The 20,707-nt window shown below is 68.0% G+C and carries 16 protein-coding genes; 5 read left to right on the top strand and 11 right to left on the bottom strand.

The window, feature by feature from the left end; translation table 11 throughout:
- Window positions 1–162 precede the first annotated feature (162 nt).
- From XAN126_RS0112920 to dusB, 4 genes are all read right to left on the bottom strand, one after another.
- Complete coding sequence (locus XAN126_RS0112920) at window positions 163–978, bottom strand: substrate-binding domain-containing protein (protein ID WP_024279010.1); 816 nt, start codon at window positions 976–978, stop codon at window positions 163–165.
- Window positions 979–1,096: 118 nt separating this feature from the next.
- The gene (gene ntrC, locus XAN126_RS0112915; protein ID WP_024279009.1) at window positions 1,097–2,539 is read right to left on the bottom strand and encodes a nitrogen regulation protein NR(I); all 1,443 of its coding nucleotides are present in this window, start codon (window positions 2,537–2,539) and stop codon (window positions 1,097–1,099) included.
- Between the two features lie 7 nt (window positions 2,540–2,546).
- Window positions 2,547–3,632 carry a nitrogen regulation protein NR(II) gene (locus XAN126_RS0112910; RefSeq protein WP_081762840.1) on the bottom strand — a complete coding sequence of 362 codons (1,086 nt, stop codon included), beginning with the start codon at window positions 3,630–3,632 and terminating at the stop codon, window positions 2,547–2,549.
- 182 nt (window positions 3,633–3,814) lie between these two features.
- A complete protein-coding gene (dusB, locus tag XAN126_RS0112905; RefSeq protein WP_245272252.1) occupies window positions 3,815–4,834 on the bottom strand; it encodes a tRNA dihydrouridine synthase DusB in 1,020 nt (339 codons plus the stop codon).
- A 169-nt stretch (window positions 4,835–5,003) separates the two neighbouring features.
- Here dusB and XAN126_RS0112900 point away from each other — a divergent pair, with 169 nt between their 5' ends.
- Together XAN126_RS0112900 and XAN126_RS26330 are read left to right on the top strand one after the other, a co-directional pair.
- Window positions 5,004–6,203 carry a bifunctional 2-C-methyl-D-erythritol 4-phosphate cytidylyltransferase/2-C-methyl-D-erythritol 2,4-cyclodiphosphate synthase gene (locus XAN126_RS0112900; protein ID WP_024279006.1) on the top strand — a complete coding sequence of 400 codons (1,200 nt, stop codon included), beginning with the start codon at window positions 5,004–5,006 and terminating at the stop codon, window positions 6,201–6,203.
- 32 nt (window positions 6,204–6,235) lie between these two features.
- Window positions 6,236–6,724 (top strand): CinA family protein, encoded by a 489-nt coding sequence (locus XAN126_RS26330; protein ID WP_024279005.1) that lies wholly within the window; start codon window positions 6,236–6,238, stop codon window positions 6,722–6,724.
- A 53-nt stretch (window positions 6,725–6,777) separates the two neighbouring features.
- On the opposite strand, the gene XAN126_RS27175 is transcribed toward XAN126_RS26330, so the two are convergent.
- From XAN126_RS27175 to XAN126_RS0112880, 3 genes are all read right to left on the bottom strand, one after another.
- Window positions 6,778–8,652, bottom strand: a complete 1,875-nt coding sequence (locus XAN126_RS27175; protein ID WP_155982299.1) for an SPOR domain-containing protein — start codon at window positions 8,650–8,652, stop codon at window positions 6,778–6,780.
- A 123-nt stretch (window positions 8,653–8,775) separates the two neighbouring features.
- Window positions 8,776–10,536 (bottom strand): arginine--tRNA ligase, encoded by a 1,761-nt coding sequence (argS, locus tag XAN126_RS0112885; protein WP_024279003.1) that lies wholly within the window; start codon window positions 10,534–10,536, stop codon window positions 8,776–8,778.
- A 36-nt stretch (window positions 10,537–10,572) separates the two neighbouring features.
- Window positions 10,573–11,778, bottom strand: coding sequence for a deoxyguanosinetriphosphate triphosphohydrolase (locus XAN126_RS0112880; protein WP_024279002.1), 1,206 nt, complete (start codon window positions 11,776–11,778; stop codon window positions 10,573–10,575).
- A 145-nt stretch (window positions 11,779–11,923) separates the two neighbouring features.
- Between XAN126_RS0112880 and XAN126_RS0112875 the strand changes: the two genes are divergently transcribed.
- On the top strand, window positions 11,924–12,301 hold the full coding sequence (locus XAN126_RS0112875; protein ID WP_081762624.1) for an iron-sulfur cluster assembly accessory protein: 378 nt from the start codon (window positions 11,924–11,926) through the stop codon (window positions 12,299–12,301).
- 81 nt (window positions 12,302–12,382) lie between these two features.
- Here XAN126_RS0112875 and XAN126_RS0112870 read toward each other — a convergent pair whose 3' ends face one another.
- Window positions 12,383–13,549: a hypothetical protein gene (locus XAN126_RS0112870; protein ID WP_024279000.1), complete on the bottom strand. Its 1,167-nt coding sequence runs from the start codon at window positions 13,547–13,549 to the stop codon at window positions 12,383–12,385.
- A 10-nt stretch (window positions 13,550–13,559) separates the two neighbouring features.
- The gene (locus XAN126_RS0112865) at window positions 13,560–14,966 is read right to left on the bottom strand and encodes an MBOAT family O-acyltransferase (protein WP_024278999.1); all 1,407 of its coding nucleotides are present in this window, start codon (window positions 14,964–14,966) and stop codon (window positions 13,560–13,562) included.
- A gap of 165 nt (window positions 14,967–15,131) precedes the next feature.
- Between XAN126_RS0112865 and xth the strand changes: the two genes are divergently transcribed.
- Together xth and XAN126_RS0112855 are read left to right on the top strand one after the other, a co-directional pair.
- Window positions 15,132–15,920 (top strand): exodeoxyribonuclease III, encoded by a 789-nt coding sequence (gene xth / locus XAN126_RS0112860; protein ID WP_024278998.1) that lies wholly within the window; start codon window positions 15,132–15,134, stop codon window positions 15,918–15,920.
- Window positions 15,921–15,925: 5 nt separating this feature from the next.
- Window positions 15,926–16,342: a GFA family protein gene (locus XAN126_RS0112855; protein ID WP_024278997.1), complete on the top strand. Its 417-nt coding sequence runs from the start codon at window positions 15,926–15,928 to the stop codon at window positions 16,340–16,342.
- Between the two features lie 3 nt (window positions 16,343–16,345).
- On the opposite strand, the gene XAN126_RS0112850 is transcribed toward XAN126_RS0112855, so the two are convergent.
- Window positions 16,346–17,203 (bottom strand): tetratricopeptide repeat protein, encoded by an 858-nt coding sequence (locus XAN126_RS0112850; protein ID WP_245272251.1) that lies wholly within the window; start codon window positions 17,201–17,203, stop codon window positions 16,346–16,348.
- Window positions 17,204–17,760: 557 nt separating this feature from the next.
- Complete coding sequence (locus XAN126_RS0112845) at window positions 17,761–20,550, bottom strand: valine--tRNA ligase (RefSeq protein ID WP_024278995.1); 2,790 nt, start codon at window positions 20,548–20,550, stop codon at window positions 17,761–17,763.
- Window positions 20,551–20,707 lie beyond the last annotated feature (157 nt).

The following is a 20,707-nucleotide window of genomic DNA, read 5'->3' as shown; positions in this document are numbered from 1 at the left end:
AAAAATGTGACAGACGCATCCCCCTTCCACCGTATTTGCGGTGAGGGAGCAAAACGCAGGTAGCCGGGTCAACGAACGACCCGGCCTTTTCTGTCCATCCGAAAGATGAGGCCCCGCAAGAGTCCGTCCCCTGCGGCGGGGCGGCGTCCGGCCGCGATCGAATCAGCGCGCGGCTGGCAACGTGACCGGAATGAAGCCAAAATCCGACAGGGTCTTCTGGCCGGACGGGGAGAGGATGTACATGGCGAAGTCGGCGGCCGGCAGGGATGCCGTGTTGGCGAGCGTCAGCCCATATTCCGGCCCGACCGCAAGGTCGCGCGGCAGCGTCACCACCTTGTACCTGCCGGGTTCCGCCTTGCTCATCTCCTGAGTGCCTGAGCAGTAGTAGATCGCCACGTCCGCGCTCCTGTCCCCAAGGGCTACAGCCAGCCGGTGGCGGCCGTTGAGCGGTCCGGTCGTGGCCGCGCCGCCGAATACCTGCTGCGCCTTTCCGCTCAACGTGGCGAACGCGCCCGGGTGCTGCTTGTCGATCAGCGCGAACAGCTCCCACGTATAGTCACCGCCCGGATCGGCCTTCGGGGTCGAGGTGGCGAGGCGGATGTCCGGCTTCAGCAGGGTCTCCACCAGCGTGTCGGAAGCGAGTGCCGGGCCATCGGCCAGAGCGATGGCGCACAAAGCGTTGCGGGCGAACAGGACGCTGTCGCTGGCAAGGCCCTTGTCCGTCAGCGCCTGCGCGTGGGGCAGAGCGGCGGACGCGAAGATGTCGAAGGCGCCGCCGTTTTCGAGTTCTGTCCTGAGCACCCCGGACGGGCCCCATTTGGTGGAGACGTGATCCCTCGGGTGGCTCCGGCCATAGTCCGAGATCATCGCGTTGAAAGCGCCGGTGAGGCTGCCCGCCGCGACAAGGCGGATATCCTCCGCGCGGGACGTGGCGGCGGAAAGGCAAAGAAAAACAACGGCGCAAATGCGGGCGCGCATGGCAAGGCTCCGAAATGAACAAGCAAACAAGCTATATTCATTTGGATATATCGTGGCCGTCAATAAACCCCGCGGGTGGGACACCCGCGGGGCGTGTGCGCGCCTCAAGACGTGGGGGTCACCGCGACGTGCGGATCACCTGGATATCGAGATCGCGAATCTTCTTGCGCAACGTGTTGCGGTTGAGCCCAAGCAGTTCCGCCGCCTTGATCTGGTTGCCGCGGGTGGCAGCGAGCGCAGCGGAGAGCAGCGGATATTCCACGTCCTTCAAGATACGGTGATAGAGGCCGGGCGGGGGCAGGTTCTCGCCGAAGCCGGAGAAATAGGTGTTGAGGTGGCGCTCGACGGAGGCGGCAAGCGTCGCGTCCACCGGGCCTTCTTCCGACAGCATGTTCGGCATGGGCTCGGAGAGCTCGGCCTCGATGATGGCGGGGGTGATGACCTCCTGTGGATAGAGCGCGGCGAGGCGGCGGACGAGGTTTTCCAGCTCGCGCACGTTGCCGGGCCAGCGATAGCGCTTCAGCCGGTCAAGGGCAGCGGTGTCGATCTGCTTGGCCGGCAGGCCTTCCCGCTCGGCTTGCAGGAAGAAGTGGCGGACGAGGTCCGGCACGTCCTCCGAGCGCTCGCGCAGGGGCGGCAGGCGCAGGGGCACCACGTTCAGGCGGAAGAACAGGTCTTCGCGGAACAGGCCCTGCTGGATCAGCGTGCGCAGATCCTTGTTGGTAGCGGCAATGATGCGCACGTCGGTCTTGATGGGCGTGCGCCCGCCGACCGTCGTGTATTCACCCTGCTGAAGCACGCGCAGCAGGCGGGTCTGTGCCTCCATCGGCATGTCGCCGATCTCGTCGAGGAACAGCGTGCCGCCCTCCGCCTGCTCGAAGCGGCCGGGATTGCGGGTGGTGGCGCCGGTGAAGGAGCCCTTCTCGTGGCCGAACAGCTCGGACTCGATGAGGTCGCGCGGGATCGCCGCCATGTTGATGGCGACGAACGGCCCGGTGCGGCGCTTGCCGTAATCGTGCAGCGCGCGGGCCACCAGCTCCTTGCCTGTGCCGCTCTCGCCCGCGATCATCACGGTGAGGTCGGTCTGCATCAGGCGGGCGAGGAGGCGGTAGATCTCCTGCATGGCGGGCGAGCGGCCCACCAGCGGGATGTTGTCCTGCTCCTCGGGGGCGTGGTGGTGACCGTCCCCCTTCTTGGGCTCCGACAATGCGCGGCCGACGATGGAAATCAGCTCCTTCAGGTCGAAAGGCTTGGGCAGATATTCATAGGCCCCGCGCTCGGAGGCGCGGATGGCGGTCATGAAGGTGTTCTGCGCGCTCATGACGATGACCGGCAGATCCGGCCGCGCCTTCTTGATGCGCGGCAGGAGGTCGAAGGCGTTCTCGTCGGGCATCACCACGTCGGTGATGACGAGATCGCCATCGCCCTGGCTCACCCAGCGCCACAGCGTGGCGGCGTTGCCGCAGGACCGCACCTCATATCCCGCGCGCGAGAGCGCCTGGTTGAGCACGGTGCGGATCGCGGCATCGTCGTCGGCGACCAGGATGCTTCCGGATGGCATCGACACCTCAATTGTCCTCTCGAACAGGGCTCTTGCCGCGATACATGGGCAGGAGCACGCGGAACGTGGTGCGGCGGGGCTGGCTGTCGCATTCGACGATGCCGCCGTGGTCGCCGATGATCTTCGCCACCAAAGCAAGACCGAGGCCAGAGCCGGTGGGCTTGGTGGTCACGAACGGGTCGAACAGGTGGGGCACGAGGTCTTCCGGCACGCCCTTGCCGTTGTCCCGCACGCAGAACTCAAGCGGCAGGCTGACGCGGGTGGAGGCGCCCGGCACCATCAGCCGCACGCCGGGGCGGAAGGCGGTGGTGAGCTGGATCTCGCCGTCCTGATCGCTGTCGATGGCTTCCGCCGCATTCTTCACCAGGTTCAGGAACACCTGGATGAGCTGGTCGCGGTTGGCGAGCACCGGCGGCAAGGAGGGGTCGTACTCCTCCACGAAGCGGATATGGCGGGCAAAGCCCGAGGCCGCGAGCGTGCGCACATGCTCCAGCACCGCATGGATGTTCACCGGCTCGCGCTCCACCGGGCGCTCATCGGAGAACACCTCCATCCGGTCCACCAGCTTCACGATGCGGTCCGCCTCGTCGCAGATGAGGCGGGTCAGCGCCCGGTCCTCGTCGTCGGCGGACTGCTCCAGAAGCTGCGCCGCGCCGCGGATGCCGGAGAGCGGGTTCTTGATCTCGTGGGCCAGCATGGAGGCGAGCGCGCTCACCGAGCGGGCAGCGCCGCGATGGGTGAGCTGGCGGTCCATCTTGTCGGCGATGGTCCGCTCCTGGAGCATCACCACCACATGGTCCGGCTGCTCGTTCACCGGCGCCACATGGATGTCCACGATGCGCTCGCCGCCGTTGCGGGGCGTGCCGAGGTCCACGCGATATTCGTTCACCGGCGCGCCGCGCTGGCGCACCTGATCGATGAGGCCGAGGAGCGGCGTGCCGAACGGTACGAACTCGGTCAGGGGACGCCGGCGCAGCAGCGGGGCGCTGACCTCGAAGAAGGCTTCGGCCGCCACATTGGCCTCCACCACATGGCCGTTGCCGGCGATGGTGAACAGCGGATGCGGCACGGCATCGAGAATGGCGCGCGTCATGCCGGGCTCGGCGCTGCCGGCCTTGGCGACAGGGTGAACGGGCGGGATGACGGCTTCCTGCGCCTCCTTCATCTTCGCCGCCTCGTTGGCAACCTCCTTGCCCGCAGCCTTGGTCGCGGCCTTCGAACTGCCCTTGGCCTTTTTTTCCATCTTCCGTGTGTCTTGCTTTCTGGCTTCGGCCGTCATGCCGCGGCCCTCCACATGAGTTCGTCGTAGGCCGCCGTGATCCCGGCCTTCACGCGGCCGGGCTCGTCGAGCACCAGCAGCGCCTTGCGCCAGCGCTCCACAAAGGCGGCGCGTGCGTTCCCCTGCCCTGTTGCCGCTGCATCGAGCGCCCAGCCGATATGCTTGCGCGCCTGCCGGACGCCGAGGGCCGTGCCATAGAGCGAGAGCCAACCCTCGTAGAGCTCCAGCAGGATGTCCCGCTGCAGATCGAGCGGCGGATCCTCCTCGACCATGCGGCCGGCGAGCACCTGCGCCACCCGGCCCGGAAACCAGGGCCGGCCCTGCGCGCCACGGCCGATCATGAGCCCGTCGGCTCCGGATGCCGCGAGAATGGCCGGTCCATCGGAAAGGCTCCCCACGTCGCCGTTGGCGATCACCGGGATCGATACGGCATCCTTCACCGCGCGGATGGCGCTCCAGTCGGCGCGACCGGTGTAGAACTGGCAGCGGGTGCGGCCGTGGATCGTCACCATGGAAAGCCCGCACGCCTCGGCCATTTCGGCGAGGGCCACGGCGGTGGGCGAGCCATCGTCCCAGCCGAGGCGGGTCTTCACCGTGACCGGAACGCTGACCGCCCCGCGCACCTCGTCGAAGATGGCGCGCGCCAGAGGCAGGTCGCGCAGCAGGGCGGCGCCGGCGGCGCCGGTGGTCACGCGCTTGGCGGGGCAGCCCATGTTGATGTCGATGAGTCCGGCTCCGGCGGCCTCGGCCACGCGCGCGGCCTCTCCCATCAGTCGCGGATCGTTGCCGGCGATCTGGACGGCATGAAACGACACGCCCTCCCCTTCAGCGCGCAGCAGCATCTCGGGATGGCCCTCGAGAAGCGCCTCGCTGGCGAGCATTTCTGATATGACGAGCCCCGCGCCATGGCGGACAGCCATCCGCCGCACCGGCGCATCGGTGATTCCCGCCATGGGGGCGAGGATAACCGGATTGGGCAGGGTCACGGCGCCGAGGCGCAACGCCGGAATGGACAATGGGACAGTCTCTTGCACAGAATTTAGGCCAGCTGTGTTCTGCCTACATCTTAGACAAATGTGCGCGGCACGCAAGGGCAGTGTGCGCACCGTTGCACCGCAGCATGTCCGGTCCCCACTCGCGCTGCCAGCCTGACCTGCCGCCTTCGTTCAAAAAGGAGGGCCGGCCGTGACCGGAACGTCGGCCACGGGCTGCGTGGCGATCGTGGTGGCTGCCGGGCGCGGAAGCCGCGCGGGCGGGCCTTTGCCGAAGCAGTACCAGCAAATGGGCGGCGAGCCGGTGCTGCGCCGCACGCTGCGCCTTTTTTGCGAGCATCCCGCCGTCACGGCCGTGCTTGCGGTCATCCATAGCGATGATTCAGGCCTCTTTGCGGACGCCGCAGGAGGCCTGCCCAAGATTCTGGCACCGGTTTCCGGTGGCGCGACGCGGCAGGAGTCGGTGCGCGCCGGGCTGGAGGCGCTGGCGGGTACGGGAGCGCCGGCGGTCGTGCTGGTGCACGATGCCGCCCGCCCCTACGCCACGCCCGATCTCATCGCCCGCGCCATCGCCGCGGCCGGTGAAGCCGATGCCGCCATACCGGTGCTGGCGGTGACCGACACGGTGAAGCGCGTTGACGCCGCCGGGCTGGTTGAGGAGACCGTGGATCGCGCCGCGCTGCGCGCCGTGCAGACGCCCCAGGCGTTCCGCTATGCCCCGCTCGTGGCCGCCCATCGCGCGGCGGCGGAAAGCGGCGTCACAACACTGACCGACGATGCCTCGGTGATGGAATGGGCCGGCCACAGGGTCGCGACCTTTGCCGGCGAGACAGGGAATATCAAATTGACCACAGCCGAAGACATGACCCGCGCCGCCGCTTCCACGCTCGCCGACCTGCCGGACGTGCGCACCGGTACCGGCTTCGACGTCCATGCCTTCGGTCCTGGCGACCATGTGATGCTCGGCGGCGTCCCGGTGCCACACGGTTTCGGACTGGTCGGCCATTCGGATGCCGACGTGGGCCTGCACGCCCTCACCGACGCCCTGCTGGGGGCGCTCTGCGACGGCGACATCGGTGCGCATTTCCCGCCCTCGGACCCGCAGTGGAGGGGCGCGTCCTCCGACCGCTTCCTTGCCCATGCGGTGGAAAAGGTGAAGGCGCGCGGCGGGCGTATCGCCCACCTCGATCTCACCCTCATCTGCGAGGCGCCGAAGGTCGGCCCACATCGTGATGCCATCCGCGCCGAGATCGCGCGCATCACGGACGTTCCAGCCGCGCGCATCTCGGTTAAGGCCACCACCACGGAGAAGCTCGGCTTCACCGGCCGGCGCGAGGGCATCGCCGCCATGGCCAGCGCCACCATCCGCCTGCCGGCGGGCCAGGAAATTTAACGGCAAGAATTTTGACGGAAGGAGATCTGACGATGGACGAGGAAACCTACGCCCGCGCGGTCGCCGTCCTCGACGCCTTCCGCGCCCGCGGCTGGACGCTGGCAACGGTAGAATCGTGCACCGGCGGTCTCGTGGCCGGCGCCCTCACCGAGGTGCCGGGATCGTCGGATGTGGTGGATCGCGGCTTCGTCACCTATTCCAACGCCGCCAAGATGGCGATGATCGGCGTGCCTGAAGCGACCCTTGCCGCTCACGGCGCCGTGAGCGAGGCAACCGCACGCGCCATGGCCGCGGGTGCACTGAAGACGGCGAGCGTGGATGCCGCGGTGGCCATCACCGGCGTGGCCGGGCCGGGCGGAGGCTCGCCGGCCAAGCCAGTGGGCCTCGTCCATTTCGCCTGTGCCCGCCGCGACGGCGAGGTCGTCCACCGAGAAAAGCGATTCGGCGAGATCGGCCGTGCCGAGGTCCGGCGGCTGTCTGTTCTCGAAGCCCTCGACCTGCTGCGCAGCGCAGCGTCCTGAAAACGAAAAAGCCGCCCGAAGGCGGCTTTTCTGTTCTGTGCGGCGATCGCCCGTCAGTTCTTGGTCACGACGCAATCGCCCCCCTGCGCGCGCAGGGACTGACAGAGTTCGTTGGCCTGGTCGCGGCCGGCGAAGGGACCGACCTGGGCACGGTAATAGATGCCCTTGTCGCCGAGGTCCGCCTTCTTGACCGTTGCCTTGTAGCTGCCGAGCAGGTTCGGATACTTGGCCTGCAGCGCCTTCCACGAGCCGAGCGCATCGCTCTCGGACCGCTGGGAAGCCACCTGCACCACATAGGTGCCGGCCGCCGTGGGCGCGGGAGACGTGCTCGCCGTCGCATCCGCTGGCGCGGAGGCAGGCACGGTGGTGACGGGATTGGGCTGCGGCAGCCCCACCGGGATCGGGTTCTGGCTCGGCGCATAGGCCGAGACGGCGCTGGAGGGCACGCCGGGCGTCACGCTGCCGTCGGCGCGCACGGTCATGGTGCGCACGCGCTTGGGCTCGGTGAGGTTCTGTGTCGCCTGCATGGGCTGCTGGGTCGCAGCCGGGGCGCTGTCCGCAGGAGCGCGGGCGGCAGACGTCACGTCCACCGGCTGCTCCTCGCGGGGCACCATCTTCTCGTTTCCGGCGGTCACGGGGCCGCCCACGCGGTCATAGATCGATTTCTGGGCGTCTGCTGTGGCCGGCGTCGTGGTCTTGGCAGGGGCGGAATCGGCCTTGATGACCGGCGGCGCGCTGGACGATGACATCAGGCCGGAGCGGCCCACGGCCATGTTGTAGGCGAACACGCCGGCAACGCCCGCGACCAGGAGACCGACCAGCGAGACGCCGAGCAGAAGCGCCGTGCGACCACGGCGGCGGCGCGGCTCGGGCTCGTACATCTCATCGCCGTGGGGCGGCATGTAGCCGTCATCGGCATATTCGGGATCGTAGCGGTCGTCGTAGTCGTCGTAATCGTAGTCTTCGTCACGGCGCGCAGCGGAATAGGCGTAGCCCGCCTCGTCCGTCTCGTCGTCGTAGCGCGCCGCCTGCTGAGACGGCTGGCCGGAGGCGGGACGACGGTCGTCCGGGTAACGCGCGTCCTGATACCGGGCATCTTGAGAGCGTGCGTCCTGGCGATATCCCTGGGCATCCGCCCGGCCGTAAGCCTGCTGCGCCTGCGGGGCCTGACCCTGCCCGTAGCTGGCGGCCCGCGCGCGAGGATCGGCATTGCGAGGATCGGCATTGCGAGGATCGGGCTGGCGCGGATCGTCTACGCCGTCGTCATAGTCGTCGTCGTAATCGTCATAATCCTGAGCCGGCTGCTGCTGCGGCGGCGGCACGGCGCGGGCAGCGGCGGCATCGCGGGCGAGCGAGCCATAACCCAGGCGAACGTCAGCCGCGCGCGGGTCCGCCGGGCGCGGCGCGGGGGCGTAGGACGGGGCCGGCTGGGCATAGCCGGACTGCCCATAGCCCTGCGGGGCGCGGGACTGGGGCTCCGGCGCATAAGAGGGCGCGGCGCGCGCCGGAACGGCGGGCTGGCGTGCGGGGGCGGTGTTCCACGCCTCGGCGTCGTCGTCCTCATCATAATCGGGTTCGACAGCGGCCGGACGGGGCGGCGGCTGGAGCGCGGCGCGCGTCGGCTGAGGCGGCACCAGACGCTGCGCCGGTGGGGGAGCTGCCGGCGGCGCATAGCGCTGCGCGGGGGCTGGGCGAGGGGCCGCCTGCTGGGGCGCGCTCTGCTGGGGCGCGCCCGAACGGGACTGCTGTTCGGGCTGGAGCCCGTCGAAATCGTCGAAGGGATCGTGATCAATGAGCCGAGCAAGCTCGGCGAGGGGATCACGACCACTCGCGCGATCGCCACTGGCGGCCTGCGCCGGCCGGGAGCCGGGGCCGCTTCCCGTGGCAGCATCGTCACGCCGGTAGCGGTACCTGCTTTCGTCGCCCATGTCGCCTCGATGTGTTGCGCCGCCCACCCGGCCGGATCCTCGCGAAACGGATCTTCGCGAACCGGCCAACAAGCCCCGCCCGCACCTCGGCCAGCATATGCCAGGCCGCAACCGGACGAGCGATTATTTCATCTCGTCAACGGCCTCCACCCCGAGCACCTTGAGACCGGAAGCGAGTACCGTGGCCACGCCATGCACCAAAGCCAAGCGAGCCGAGGTCAAATCTCGATCATTCTCGATAATGAAGCGTAAATGTGGCAAGTCTTTTCCCCGGTTCCACTGGGCGTGGAACTCGCTCGCCAGATCATGCAGAAAGAACGAAATGCGGTGCGGCTCGCGCGCCGTTGCCGCCTGCTCGACGAGGCGCGGCCAGGAGGCGATGCGCCGCAGCAGCGTCAGCTCGCCTTCGTCGTCGAGTCGCGACAAGGCGACCCCGGCGAAGGCGGCAGGCTCGGCGGGCAGATCGGAGAACTGCTCGCTTGCATTGCGCAGGATCGATTTGGCCCGGGCGTGGGCATACTGCACGTAGAAGACGGGATTCTCACGCGACTGCTCGATCACCTTGCCGAGGTCAAAGTCGAGCGGCGCGTCATTCTTGCGGAACAGCATCATGAAGCGCACCGCATCGCGGCCCACCTCGTCCACCACCTCGCGCAGGGTGACGAACGAGCCTGCGCGCTTCGACATGCGCACCGGCTCGCCATTGCGGAACAGGCGCACGAGCTGGATCAGCTCGACATCGAGGCTGCCCTTGCCGCCCGACACGGCCTTCACCGCCGCCTGCATGCGCTTCACGTAGCCACCATGGTCGGCGCCCCAGACGTCGATCATCTTGAGGAAGCCGCGCTCCACCTTGTCCTTGTGGTAGGCGATGTCGCCGGCGAAATAGGTGTAGCTGCCGTCCGACTTCTTCAGCGGCCGGTCCACGTCGTCGCCGAAGTCGGTGGAGCGGAACAGGGTCTGCTCGCGATCCTCCCAATCCTCGATGGGCGCGCCCTTGGGCGGCGGCAGGCGTCCCTCATAGACCTCGCCGGACGCGCGCAGCGCCTCGATGGTGGCGCCCACCTTGTCCACCGCGCCGAAGGCCAGCGAACGCTCGGAGAAGAACACGTCGAACTCGATGCCGAGGGCGGTGAGGTCGTCGCGGATCATCTCCATCATGCAGCCGATGGCGAAGGAGCGAAATACCGGCAGCCACTCGCTTTCTGGTGCGGCCATGTATTCCCCGCCGTGCATCTCGGCGAGCTGCTGGCCGACGGCGACGAGATAGTCACCGGGATAGAGTCCGTCCGGAATGTCGGCCTTCTCACCCGTCACCGCCTCGCGATAACGCAGGAAGACGGAGCGGCCGAGCACATCCACCTGGGCGCCGGCGTCGTTGATGTAGTATTCTTTAGTCACGGCGAAGCCGGCGAACGCCAGCAGGCGCGCCATGGCATCGCCGAACACCGCGCCCCGGCAATGCCCCACATGCATGGGGCCGGTGGGGTTGGCGGAGACGTACTCCACATTCACCTTCTCGCCCCCGCCCAGCGTCGAGCGGCCGAAATAGAGGCCTTGGGTGAGCGCGGCGGCGAGCACCTTGGGCCAGAAGGCGGCATCGAGGGCGATGTTGATGAAGCCGGGGCCGGCCACGTCCACCCGCGCCACGCCCGGCACCGCCTGCAGCTTGCCCGCGATCTTCTCGGCGAGATCGCGCGGCTTCAGGCCGGCGTCCTTGGACAGCACCATGGCCGCGTTGGTGGCGAGGTCGCCATGGGTCGCATCGCGCGGCGGCTCCACCACCACGCGGGCGAGGTCGAGGCCGGATTTGACGAGGCCCTCGGCGGAAAGGGCGGCGACGGCTTCGCGGACGTGATCGGCGAAGATCGCGTAGACGTTCATGGAATGGGGTCCAATCGGGTTCGGTTGCCGGCGCGCCTAACGCAAGTCCGGTGTCGAGTCAAAGAAGCGGGCGTGCTGGTCGAGGGCGTAGCGGTCGGTCATGCCCGCGATGTAGTCGCAGACGCGGCGGGCGAGGCGCTCGCCTTCCAGCGTCTCGATACCGTCCTGCCAGGAGGGCGGCAGGTCCTTCGGGCGGTTGATGAAATAGGCGAACAGATCGCGGATGACACCCTGCGCCTCGGCCATGATGCGGTTGACCCGCTCGTGCCGGTACATGCGCGGAAAGAGGAAGCCCTTCAGCGCCTTCTCCTTCTGCCGCATGGCATCCGAGAACGCCACGATGGGCGCGCCGAGGGCCCGCACGTCCTCCGCCGAGGCCACGCCGGCGGCCTGCGCGCGGCGGGTGCTTTCCGCCACCACATCCTCGATGAGCAGGGTGATGACCAGACGCAGCACCTCGTTCACCGTGCGCGGCACGTCGAGCCCGGGATAGCGCCCGCGCACGCTGGCCAGCGCCTCGCCCACCAGAGGCAGGCCGGCGATGTCGTCCAGGGTGAACATGCGGGCGCGCAGACCGTCATCGAGGTCATGCACATCGTAGGCGATGTCGTCGGAAATGGCGGCGACCTGTGCCTCCGCCGACGCGTGGCTCCACAATTCGAGATCCTGCTGGGCCGAATGCACGCGGATGGCGTGGGGCAGCCCGTCGCGGTAGCGGCCGATGCCGTTGCCCTCGCAGTCTGTCAGCGGGCCGTTGTGCTTGGCGATGCCTTCCAGCGTCTCCCACGTCAGGTTGAGGCCATCGAAGGCGGCATAGCGGCCCTCGATCCGGGTGACGACGCGCAGCGACTGGGCATTGTGGTCGAAGCCCCCCTGCCCCGCCATGCAGGCGTCCAACGCCCGCTCGCCGGCATGGGCGAAGGGCGGGTGGCCGAGATCGTGCGCCAGCGCCAGCGCCTCGGCGAGGTCCTCATCCAGCCCCAGCGCGCGGGCGATGGAGCGGGCCACCTGCACCACCTCCAGCGTGTGGGTGAGGCGCGTGCGGTAGTGGTCGCCCTCGTTGAAGACGAAGACCTGCGTCTTCTGCTTCAGGCGGCGGAAGGCCGTGGAATGGATGATGCGGTCGCAATCGCGCCGGAACGGGCTGCGCGGCGGCATCTCGGGCTCCGGGACCAGCCGGCCGCGGGACCGCTCGGCTTCGCAGGCCCAGGCCACGCGGGGCGTCGCGCCGCTCACCGCCATGACCGCCCCTCCCCCGTTCCGGCCGGCGCGGCACAAGACCCTGCGGCGACGCACAAAACCCTTTTGCACCGCCCGCCCTTTAAATCGGGGGCGGATGGACTTACCTTAGAAGCCATTGCCAGCTTCAATTCGTAAAGTCGATACCATGGAAACCTCCCTCGCCCCGACGACCGCTCCCGCCGATGCTCCGGTGACGGAAGTGGATTTCACAGTGACCGACGCGGCCGCGCGCCGCATCTGCCAGATTCTTTCTCCCGAGCCTGCCGGCACGTTCCTGCGCATCAGCGTGGAAGGCGGCGGCTGTTCCGGCTTTTCCTACAAGTATGATGTGACGCAGGAACAGTCGGACGATGACCTCGTCATCGAGAAGGAAGGCGCCAAGATCGTGGTCGATCGCTTGTCGCTCGACTATTTCAAGGGTTCCCAGCTCGACTACAAGGCCGATCTCATGGGCTCCGCCTTCAAGATCTCGAACCCCATGGCCACCGCCAAGTGCGGCTGCGGGTCCAGCTTCGCGGTCTGATCCGCTCCCGGGCGCAGCTGCACGCAACGCGAAAACGCGCCGCTCGCGTTCCAGCTTGGCGGCTGGACCGCCGCACGTCCGCTAAGGCGCCACGTTGCGCGGCACGGCGCTGCGCCACAGGCGCGGCAGGCCCTTGGGCCAGTCGTCGCCGTAGCAGGGAAAGAAGCGCTCCGTGCGGGCATAGATGATGAGGTCCGGCGCGTAGCGCTTCACGTCGTCGAAGCTGAAGTCGCAATTGCCAGTCACCCGGGCGGAGGCGTGCATCCAGGCCACCTCCTTCACCGGTGCATTGGCGAACAGTCGCGGCCAGGACATGGCGGTGAATGAATCGCCCATGATCAGGACCTTGAGCCCCTGCGACGCGTAGTCCCGCACCACCGACTTGAAGGCGATGTGCTCGTTGAGGCTGCGCAACACGGGGTCGAAGCGCGGCTTTGACGCCTTGGCGGGCAGGTTGAGGCGAAAATCCTCCTCCTTCACCTCCGGCGGCATGCGCATGGCGCGCAGCAGGTCGCCCCGCGCGGCCGGCTCCAGCGGCCCGACGACCTGCGCCGGGTCCACCTGCCAGTCGGGATGACCGGCGGCGACCATCACCGCATTGAAGGCGAGAATGCTCGAGCGGGCGTTCCAATGGGTGTCGGTGAGGAGATAACGCGGCGCCGGGCTCGCCTTCAGCACCGGGCGCAGATCCACCGTGGTGACGCCCCGCGCTTTCAACCCCGCCAGCGCGAGGTCGTACTCCGTCGTGGGGTAGGTGAGCGCATCGTTCCATAGCGGCAGCGCCTGCGTTTCCACCGACTGGGCGTTGGGCGGGAGGGCGACGACGATCTTCGTGCCGAGGGGCGCGAGGATGCGCTGCATCTCGCCGAGCATGTCGACGAAGCGCTCCACGTTCGCCGCGCGCACCAGAGCCCCTGCGGACTGCGCGGGCGTCTGCTCCCGGCCCCAGAACAGCTGGCCGTCGCGGCCGGCATAGAAGGGCTTGCTGTCGGGGGAGTCCAGCTCCGCCCGAAGCTCCCGGCGCAGAACCGGCAGGGTGGCGCGGAAGCCGAAATTGTCCTGGATGAAGATGCCGATGTTGCGGAACCACAGGTCCAGCTTGCGGCTGAATTCCCATTCGGGCGCCACCTTCACCCGCCACTGCATGCTCGCGAGCGGATCGGGAATGAGGTTCGACAGCAGCAGGAAGCCGAACAGGCCGGCGACGAGGACGCCCAGATAGCGGCGATGCCGGGAGAGCAGGGTCATCGGGCGCGCCTCAGAACCGGTAGTAGAGGAAGGGTGTGCCGTTGGTGCCGCCCACCCAGGCGACGCTCGCCAGCATCAGCACCGCGATCAGCGCGAAATCCGCCACCCGCGCCATGGCCCCCTCCCCCGACAGGATTTTCCAGCGCGGCCAGCGGAAGAAGCCGATCAGCCCGCCCACGACGAGGGCCATGATGGCGAGCGGCGTCAGGCCGAAGCCAAGCGCCATGGAGGCGCGGCTGAAACCGTTGAGGCCGACGAGCCCGTGGAACATGTCGATCGCCCCCGGCAGGCTATCGGCGCGGAACCATACCCAGCCGATCATCACCACCAGCACCGTGTAGAGGTGGCTCACCAGCCCCGGCATCCGCTTCAGCCAGCGGCCAAGAAAGGCGCGCTCGATGATGAGGAAGGCGCCGTGGTGCGCACCCCAGATCACGAAGGTCCAGCTTGCCCCGTGCCACAGGCCGCAGAGCAGGAAGACAACGGAGAGGTTGATGTAGGTGCGCGTTTCCCCCCGCCGGTTTCCGCCCAGCGGGATGTAGAGGTAATCGCGCAGGAAGGCGGACAGGCTCATGTGCCAGCGCCGCCAGAAATCGGTGATGGAATGCGCGGTGTAGGGCAGCCGGAAGTTCCGCGGCAACACGAAGCCCACCATGATGCCGAGGCCCACCGCCATGGTGGAATAGCCCGCGAAGTCGAAATAGATCTGCACCGTATAGGCATAGAGGCCGAGCCAGGCCTCCACGAAGGTCGGGTGGGTGGTGGTGTCGAACACCCCGTCCACCAGCCGCGCCACCTCGTCGGCGATCAGCACCTTCCAGGCGAGACCGATCACGAACAGCCGCGCGCCCGCCGAGAACCGCCCGAGCGTCACCCGCCGCTGCGACAGCTGCCGCGCCACCGTGGCGTAGCGCACGATGGGGCCGGCCACGAGCTGCGGGAACATGCACATATAGAGGGCGAACTGCGCCGGATCGCGGTTGGCGTGGACCTTCTTCTTGTAGATGTCCGCGAGGTAGGAAATGGCGTGGAACGAATAGAAGGAGATGCCCAGCGGCAGCGAGATCTGCGGCACCGGCAGCGCCACGCCCATGGGCTCGATGATGGCGTTGAGGTTCTCCGCCAGGAAGCCGGTGTATTTGAACACCCCAAGCAGCACGAGGTTCAGCGTCACGCCCAGCGCCAGCACGCGCTTGCGCTCCGCGCCGTCGCGCACCTCGATGGCCTTGGCGAGAAAGAAGTTCGCCGCAACGGACGCGAGCAGGATGAGGATGTGCGGCGTATAGCCCGCCGAATAGAAGACGAGCGAGAAGGCGAGAAAGATGTAGTTCCGCGTAGTGATGGTCTTCGCGGAGAAATAGGCGACCAGAAAGAGCGGGAAAAAATAGAACAGGAATTCGATGGACGCGAAGGTCATGCCGCCCGGCCGCCAGAGATTGTCATCCGGCGTTCCTGCCACTCTTTTCCCGATGCCGCAACCCTTTGGCGGATTGTCGACGGGCGTGGCGATAGGTAAGGCGCTCCGCCCCATTGCCTCCCCGGCGGGCCGGCGTATCCTCCGCCGCGAAGGAGCCGCCATCCCATGCGCATCGCCACCTGGAACGTGAATTCCATCCGCCAGCGCCTCGACCACGCAGTCCGCTGGCTGGGCGAGACCCGGCCGGACGTGGTCTGCATCCAGGAGATCAAGTGCCAGACCGAGGCCTTCCCGAAAGAGGCGTTCGAGGCGCTGGGCTATAACGTGAGCGTGCATGGGCAGAAGGGGTTCAACGGCGTCGCCCTCCTCTCCCGCCTGCCGCTGGAGGACGTGACCCACGGCCTTGCCGGCGATGACGGCGACGAGCAGGCCCGCTTCATCGAGGCGGTGGTGTCGGTGAAGGGCGGCGTGGTGCGGGTGGCCTGCATCTATTTGCCCAACGGCAACCCGCCGGATACGGAGAAATACCCCTACAAGCTCGGTTTCATGGAGCGCCTTTCCGCCTTCGCGGCCGACCGGCTGAAGCTGGAGGAGCCGCTGGTGCTCGCCGGCGACTTCAATGTGATTCCCGAGCCGCGCGACGCCGCCGACCCCGCGGCCTGGACGGGCGACGCCCTGTTCCTGCCGCGCACCCGGCAAGCGTTCCGTTCCCTGCTCAATCTCGGCTTCACGGACGCCCTGCGCGCCACGTCCGATGCCGGGCGGCTGTTCACCTTCTGGGACTACCAGGCCGGCGCGTGGCAGCGGGACAACGGCATCCGCATCGACCACCTCCTGCTGTCGCCGCAGGCGGCCGATCGGCTGATTGCCACGGGCGTCGACAAGCATGTCCGCGCCTGGGAGAAGCCGTCAGACCATGTGCCGGTCTGGGCCGACTTCTCCATCGCAGCGTGACGCCAATGACGGGGGATGCGACGCGCCTTGAGGGCGGCTGCCTGTGCGGCCGCCTGCGCTATCGGCTGGAGCGCGTGAAAAGCGCCTATTGGTGCCACTGCACCATGTGCCGCCGCGCCTCCGGCTCCGCGGCCCTGCCATGGGTTTCCGTGGCGCGGGAGGATGTCACCTTCATCTCGGGCACGCCGGCCGCCTTCGAATCGAGCCCCGGCGTCGCCCGGCGCTTCTGCGTGAATTGCGGCAGCCCGATCGTGTTCGACATGGCGCGGGAGAGCGATGTGGACGTGACCATCGGCACGCTGGACGATCCCGACCGCGTACCGCCGACCCATCACATCTGGGTCAGCTCGGCGCTGCACATGGCCCGTGATCTCGGAGAAGGATTGCCGCACTTCGACGGCGAACGACCCTCTGATCCGTAGACGTCAGCGCTTCGCCGTCTTCAGCCACACTTCCAGATAGCCGAGCGCCTTCTCGCGCTCGTCCGCCGTCGCCTCGGCGAAAGCCTGCTCGTGGGCGTTCACCACCCACTTGTCCTCGGGACGAACGGCGGAATCGCGGGCCAGGGTCAGCCACATGAGGCCACGGGCCCGCTGGCGGGGCACGCCCTCGTCACCACGGAAGAGGAGCACGCCGAGGGTGGCCTGGGCCTCGTACTGGCCCTTCTGCGAGGCGAGCGTCAGCCAGCGGCCGGCGTTGCGCGCGTCGCGGGGGCCGCCGACGCCTTCGAGATAGAGCTTGCCGAGCTGGTACTGCCCGTCCGCGTCGCCGAAGTAGGAGGCGGCATAGGAGAACATGTCCCGCGCCCGGGAGGGATCACGCTTCACCCCGGCGGATGGGATGCCCACGAGATAATAGGAGCCCAGCGCCACGAAGGCATTGGCGACGAAGCGCGACTGAGCGGTGCCGGGATAGTCCTCGGCGTGGCTGCTGGCGATCTTCTGGAAATATTCGAACGCCTTGGCATCGTCGCGCTTGACGCCGTCGCCGTCCATATAGATGCGGCCGAGCTTCCACTGGGCCATGGCGTGGCCCTGGGCGGCAGCATAGCCGAGGGCGTCGATGCCCTTGGCGGTCTGGCCGGCGCGGAGCGCCTGCGCCCCGGTGCGGAAGGCCTCGTCCACGGGGCGGACCTGCGGCGCCAGCGGCACGTTGGCCGGCGGCGTCAGCGGCTGCATCTCGTAGGGCTGGAGGGTCTGCGCGGTGCCGTCGAAGGCATGGGCGCGTCCGGCTGCAAGACCGGCCACGGCGAGGAAGAGAACGCCGGCGATCGCGGCAGGCACGCGCACCCGGCGCGGGCGGCGTGGCCCGCTCGCCGTCCCGTTCACTGCGCCCCGAAATGTCCCGTGTGTCGCAACCGAATTCATGATGGACGGAAGGTGAACTGACGCGGCGGCAATATCGGGGCCGAGGAAAGGCCGAGCAGCGGCGCCTCTGAGGCGACCTTTCGGGCGAAGCCCGGCGCCGCCCGCCGGGGCATCCTTTCGCCATGTGCAACGACCGTCCATCAGGACCCACCTCAGGCGCGGCGGCCGGAAACACATTCCGGGTTACGCTCACCGCAGCGCGTTGAGGTTCGATTTCGTGTCGTTTTGTGGCGAGTTCGCGGCGTAAGGCCCCTACGGGAACCCAGCACGTTCAAAGGATCGGGAGTGTGTCTTCCCTGTCACAATTTGAGCCGCCAAGACCCTGCAAGAAGGCGGCCGGAAAGTTCAAGTCTTAACCATGATCAAGACGGTCGGCAAAAACTGAGGCGCGGCGGCAACACTTGCCTCCGCGCCTCGGCCACTCGCCTCCGCGCCTCGGCCACTCGCCATTGACGTTTTGGAAAGCCGCGCCCTCAGGCACCAGCGGAGAGCTGGCTGATGGCGGCCCGGACCTTCTCCTTGCGCAGGACGTATTCCTCACGCTTCTCGCGCTCGGCCTCCACCACCTCTTCCGGCGCGCGGGCGACGAAGCTCTCGTTGCCGAGCTTGGCGTCGATGCGGGCGACCTCCTGGTCGAGCTTGCCCTCTTCCTTGCGCAGGCGGGCCAGCTCCGCGCCGAGGTCGACCACGCCGGCGAGCGGCAGGGCCACCACTTCGCCCCGGACCACCATCTGCACCGAGCTGGCGGGCACCTGATCGGACACCGAGACGTCGGACAGGCGGGCGAGGCGGCGGATGGCGTCATCCCAGGCGGCCACGCGCGCGGTCGTCTCCGCGCCGGGCTGCACCAGCACGAGGGGCACCTGCGCGCCGGCCGGCACGTTCATCTCCGCCCGCACGGAGCGGATCTCGGTGATGAGGTCCACCACCCAGCCCACCTCGGCCTCGGCGTCGGGCGCCTCGAGGCCCGTCAGGTCCGGCCACGGCGCCAGCGCGAGCAGGCTGGTGCGCGCCGGCCCCTCCTTGCCGGTCTCCGACCACAATTCCTCGGTGAGGAAGGGCATGAACGGGTGCAGCAGGCCCATGGCCACGTCGAGCACGTAGGCGGTGGCGGCGCGGGTCTCGTCCTTGGCCGCGCCGTCGGGGCCGGAGAGCACGGGCTTCGCCAGTTCCAGGTGCCAGTCGCACACCACGTTCCAGATGAAGCGGTAGACCGCGCCCGCCGCCTCATTGAAGCGGTAGGCGAGGATCGCCTCGCTGACCTCTGACGACGCACGCGCCGCCTCGCCGATGATCCAGCGGTTGAGAGTGCCCTCCACCTTGGCCGGATCGAAGCCGTCCGCGCGCACGCAGCCGTTCATCTGGGCGAACCGCACCGCATTCCAGAGCTTGGTCGCGAAGTTGCGGTAGCCCTCGACGCGGGAGGTGGCGAGCTTGATGTCGCGCCCCTGCGCCGCCATGGCGGCAAGCGTGAAGCGCAGGGCGTCCGCGCCGTACTTCTCCACGAGGTCGAGCGGGTCGATGACGTTGCCCTTGGACTTCGACATCTTCGCCCCCTTCTCGTCGCGGACGAGGGCGTGGATGTAGACGTCCTTGAACGGCACTTCGCCGTCCATGAAGTGCAGGCCCATCATCATCATCCGGGCGACCCAGAAGAAGATGATGTCGAAGCCCGTCACCAGCACGCTGGTGGGATAGAACTTTTTCAGCTCGGCCGTTTCGTCGGGCCAGCCCATGGTGGAGAACGGCCACAGGGCGGACGAGAACCACGTGTCCAGCACGTCCTCGTCGCGGGTGAGGAACCCTGCCCGCTTGTCCGCGTCGTCGATCAGCGCCTGCGCCTCCTCGGGCGACAGGCTCTCATTGCCGACATTGTGGGCCAGCGCCTCCTCGAAAGCCTGATCCTCGTCCTCGGCGACGAACACGTTGCCGAACGGGTCGTACCAGGCCGGGATCTGGTGGCCCCACCAGAGCTGGCGGGAAATGCACCAGGGCTGGATGTTCTCCAGCCACTCGAAATAGGTCTTCTCCCAGTTCTTCGGCACGAAGGTGGTGCGCCCCTCGCGCACGGCCGCCAGCGCCGGCTGGGCGAGGGTCTTGGCGTCCACGTACCACTGGTCGGTCAGCCACGGCTCGATGACCACGTTGGAGCGGTCGCCGTGGGGCACCATGTGGGTGTGCGGCTCGATGGTCTCCAGCAGCTCCAGCGAGGTGAGCAGCTCGACGATGTGCTTGCGCGCGGCGAAGCGGTCCATGCCCGCCAGATGGGTCAGCAGGCCCGCGGCGTCCGGCAGGTCCACATAGGCCTCGGGGCGCTCGGCGTAATCGTCCTGAATGCCCTGTGTATCGATCCGCGCCTCGGCGTCGAGCACGTTGATCATCGGCAGATCGTGGCGCCGGCCCACGTCGAAGTCGTTGAAATCGTGCGCCGGGGTGATCTTCACCGCGCCGGAGCCCTTCTCCGGGTCGGAATATTCATCCGCCACGATGGGAATGCGCCGGCCCACCAGCGGCAGAATGACGTGCTTGCCAATGAGATCGCGATAGCGCTCGTCGTCCGGATGCACCGCCACCGCCGTGTCGCCGAGCATGGTCTCGGGACGGGTGGTGGCGACGACGATGAAGCGGTCCTTCTCGCCCTCGATGGGATAGCGCAGGTGCCAGAGATTGCCCTTCACCTCCACCTGCAGCACCTCGAGGTCCGAGATGGCGGTGATGAGCTTGGGGTCCCAGTTGACGAGGCGCTTGTCCTTGTAAATCAGCCCTTCGCGATAGAGCTGCACGAACACCTTGAGGACGGCGCGGCTGAGCCCCTCGTCCATGGTGAAGCGCTCGCGCGACCAGTCGCAGGAGGCGCCGAGCTTCTTCAGCTGGTTGACGATGGTGCCACCCGACTCGGCCTTCCACGCCCACACCTTCTCGATGAAGGCCTCACGGCCGAGGTCCCGGCGACCGGGGAGCTTCTGGGCGGCGAGCTGGCGCTCCACCACCATCTGGGTGGCGATGCCGGCATGGTCGGTGCCCGGCTGCCACAGCACGTCCTTGCCGCGCATGCGCTCGAAGCGCGCCAGCACGTCCTGCAGCGTGTTGTTGAGCGCATGGCCCATGTGCAGGGAGCCGGTGACGTTGGGCGGCGGGATGACGATGGAGAAGCCTTCCGCGTCCTTGCGCTCGGGACGGCCGCAGCGGAACGCGCCGGCATTTTCCCAGCGATCGGCGATGCGATCTTCAACGGCGGCGGGATCGAAGACTTTTTCCAGCATGAACGGGACTCCGCGGCGCCGCTCGGCCGTCGCCAGCGCAGCGCGCCGGGCCGGCTCCGCGTCCGCTGTGGTCGGAACGGGTCAGCCGGCGTTTAAGCCGGACGCGCGGTCCGGCGTCAACACGCCGGTCGCACGGGAATGGAAAGAGAGGTGGGTG

Source organism: Xanthobacter sp. 126 (assembly GCF_000526175.1).
Classification (GTDB): Bacteria; Pseudomonadota; Alphaproteobacteria; order Rhizobiales; family Xanthobacteraceae; genus Xanthobacter; species Xanthobacter aminoxidans.
The sequence above is the reverse complement of the archived record's forward strand: the minus strand, read 5'-3'. Positions and strand labels throughout refer to the sequence as shown.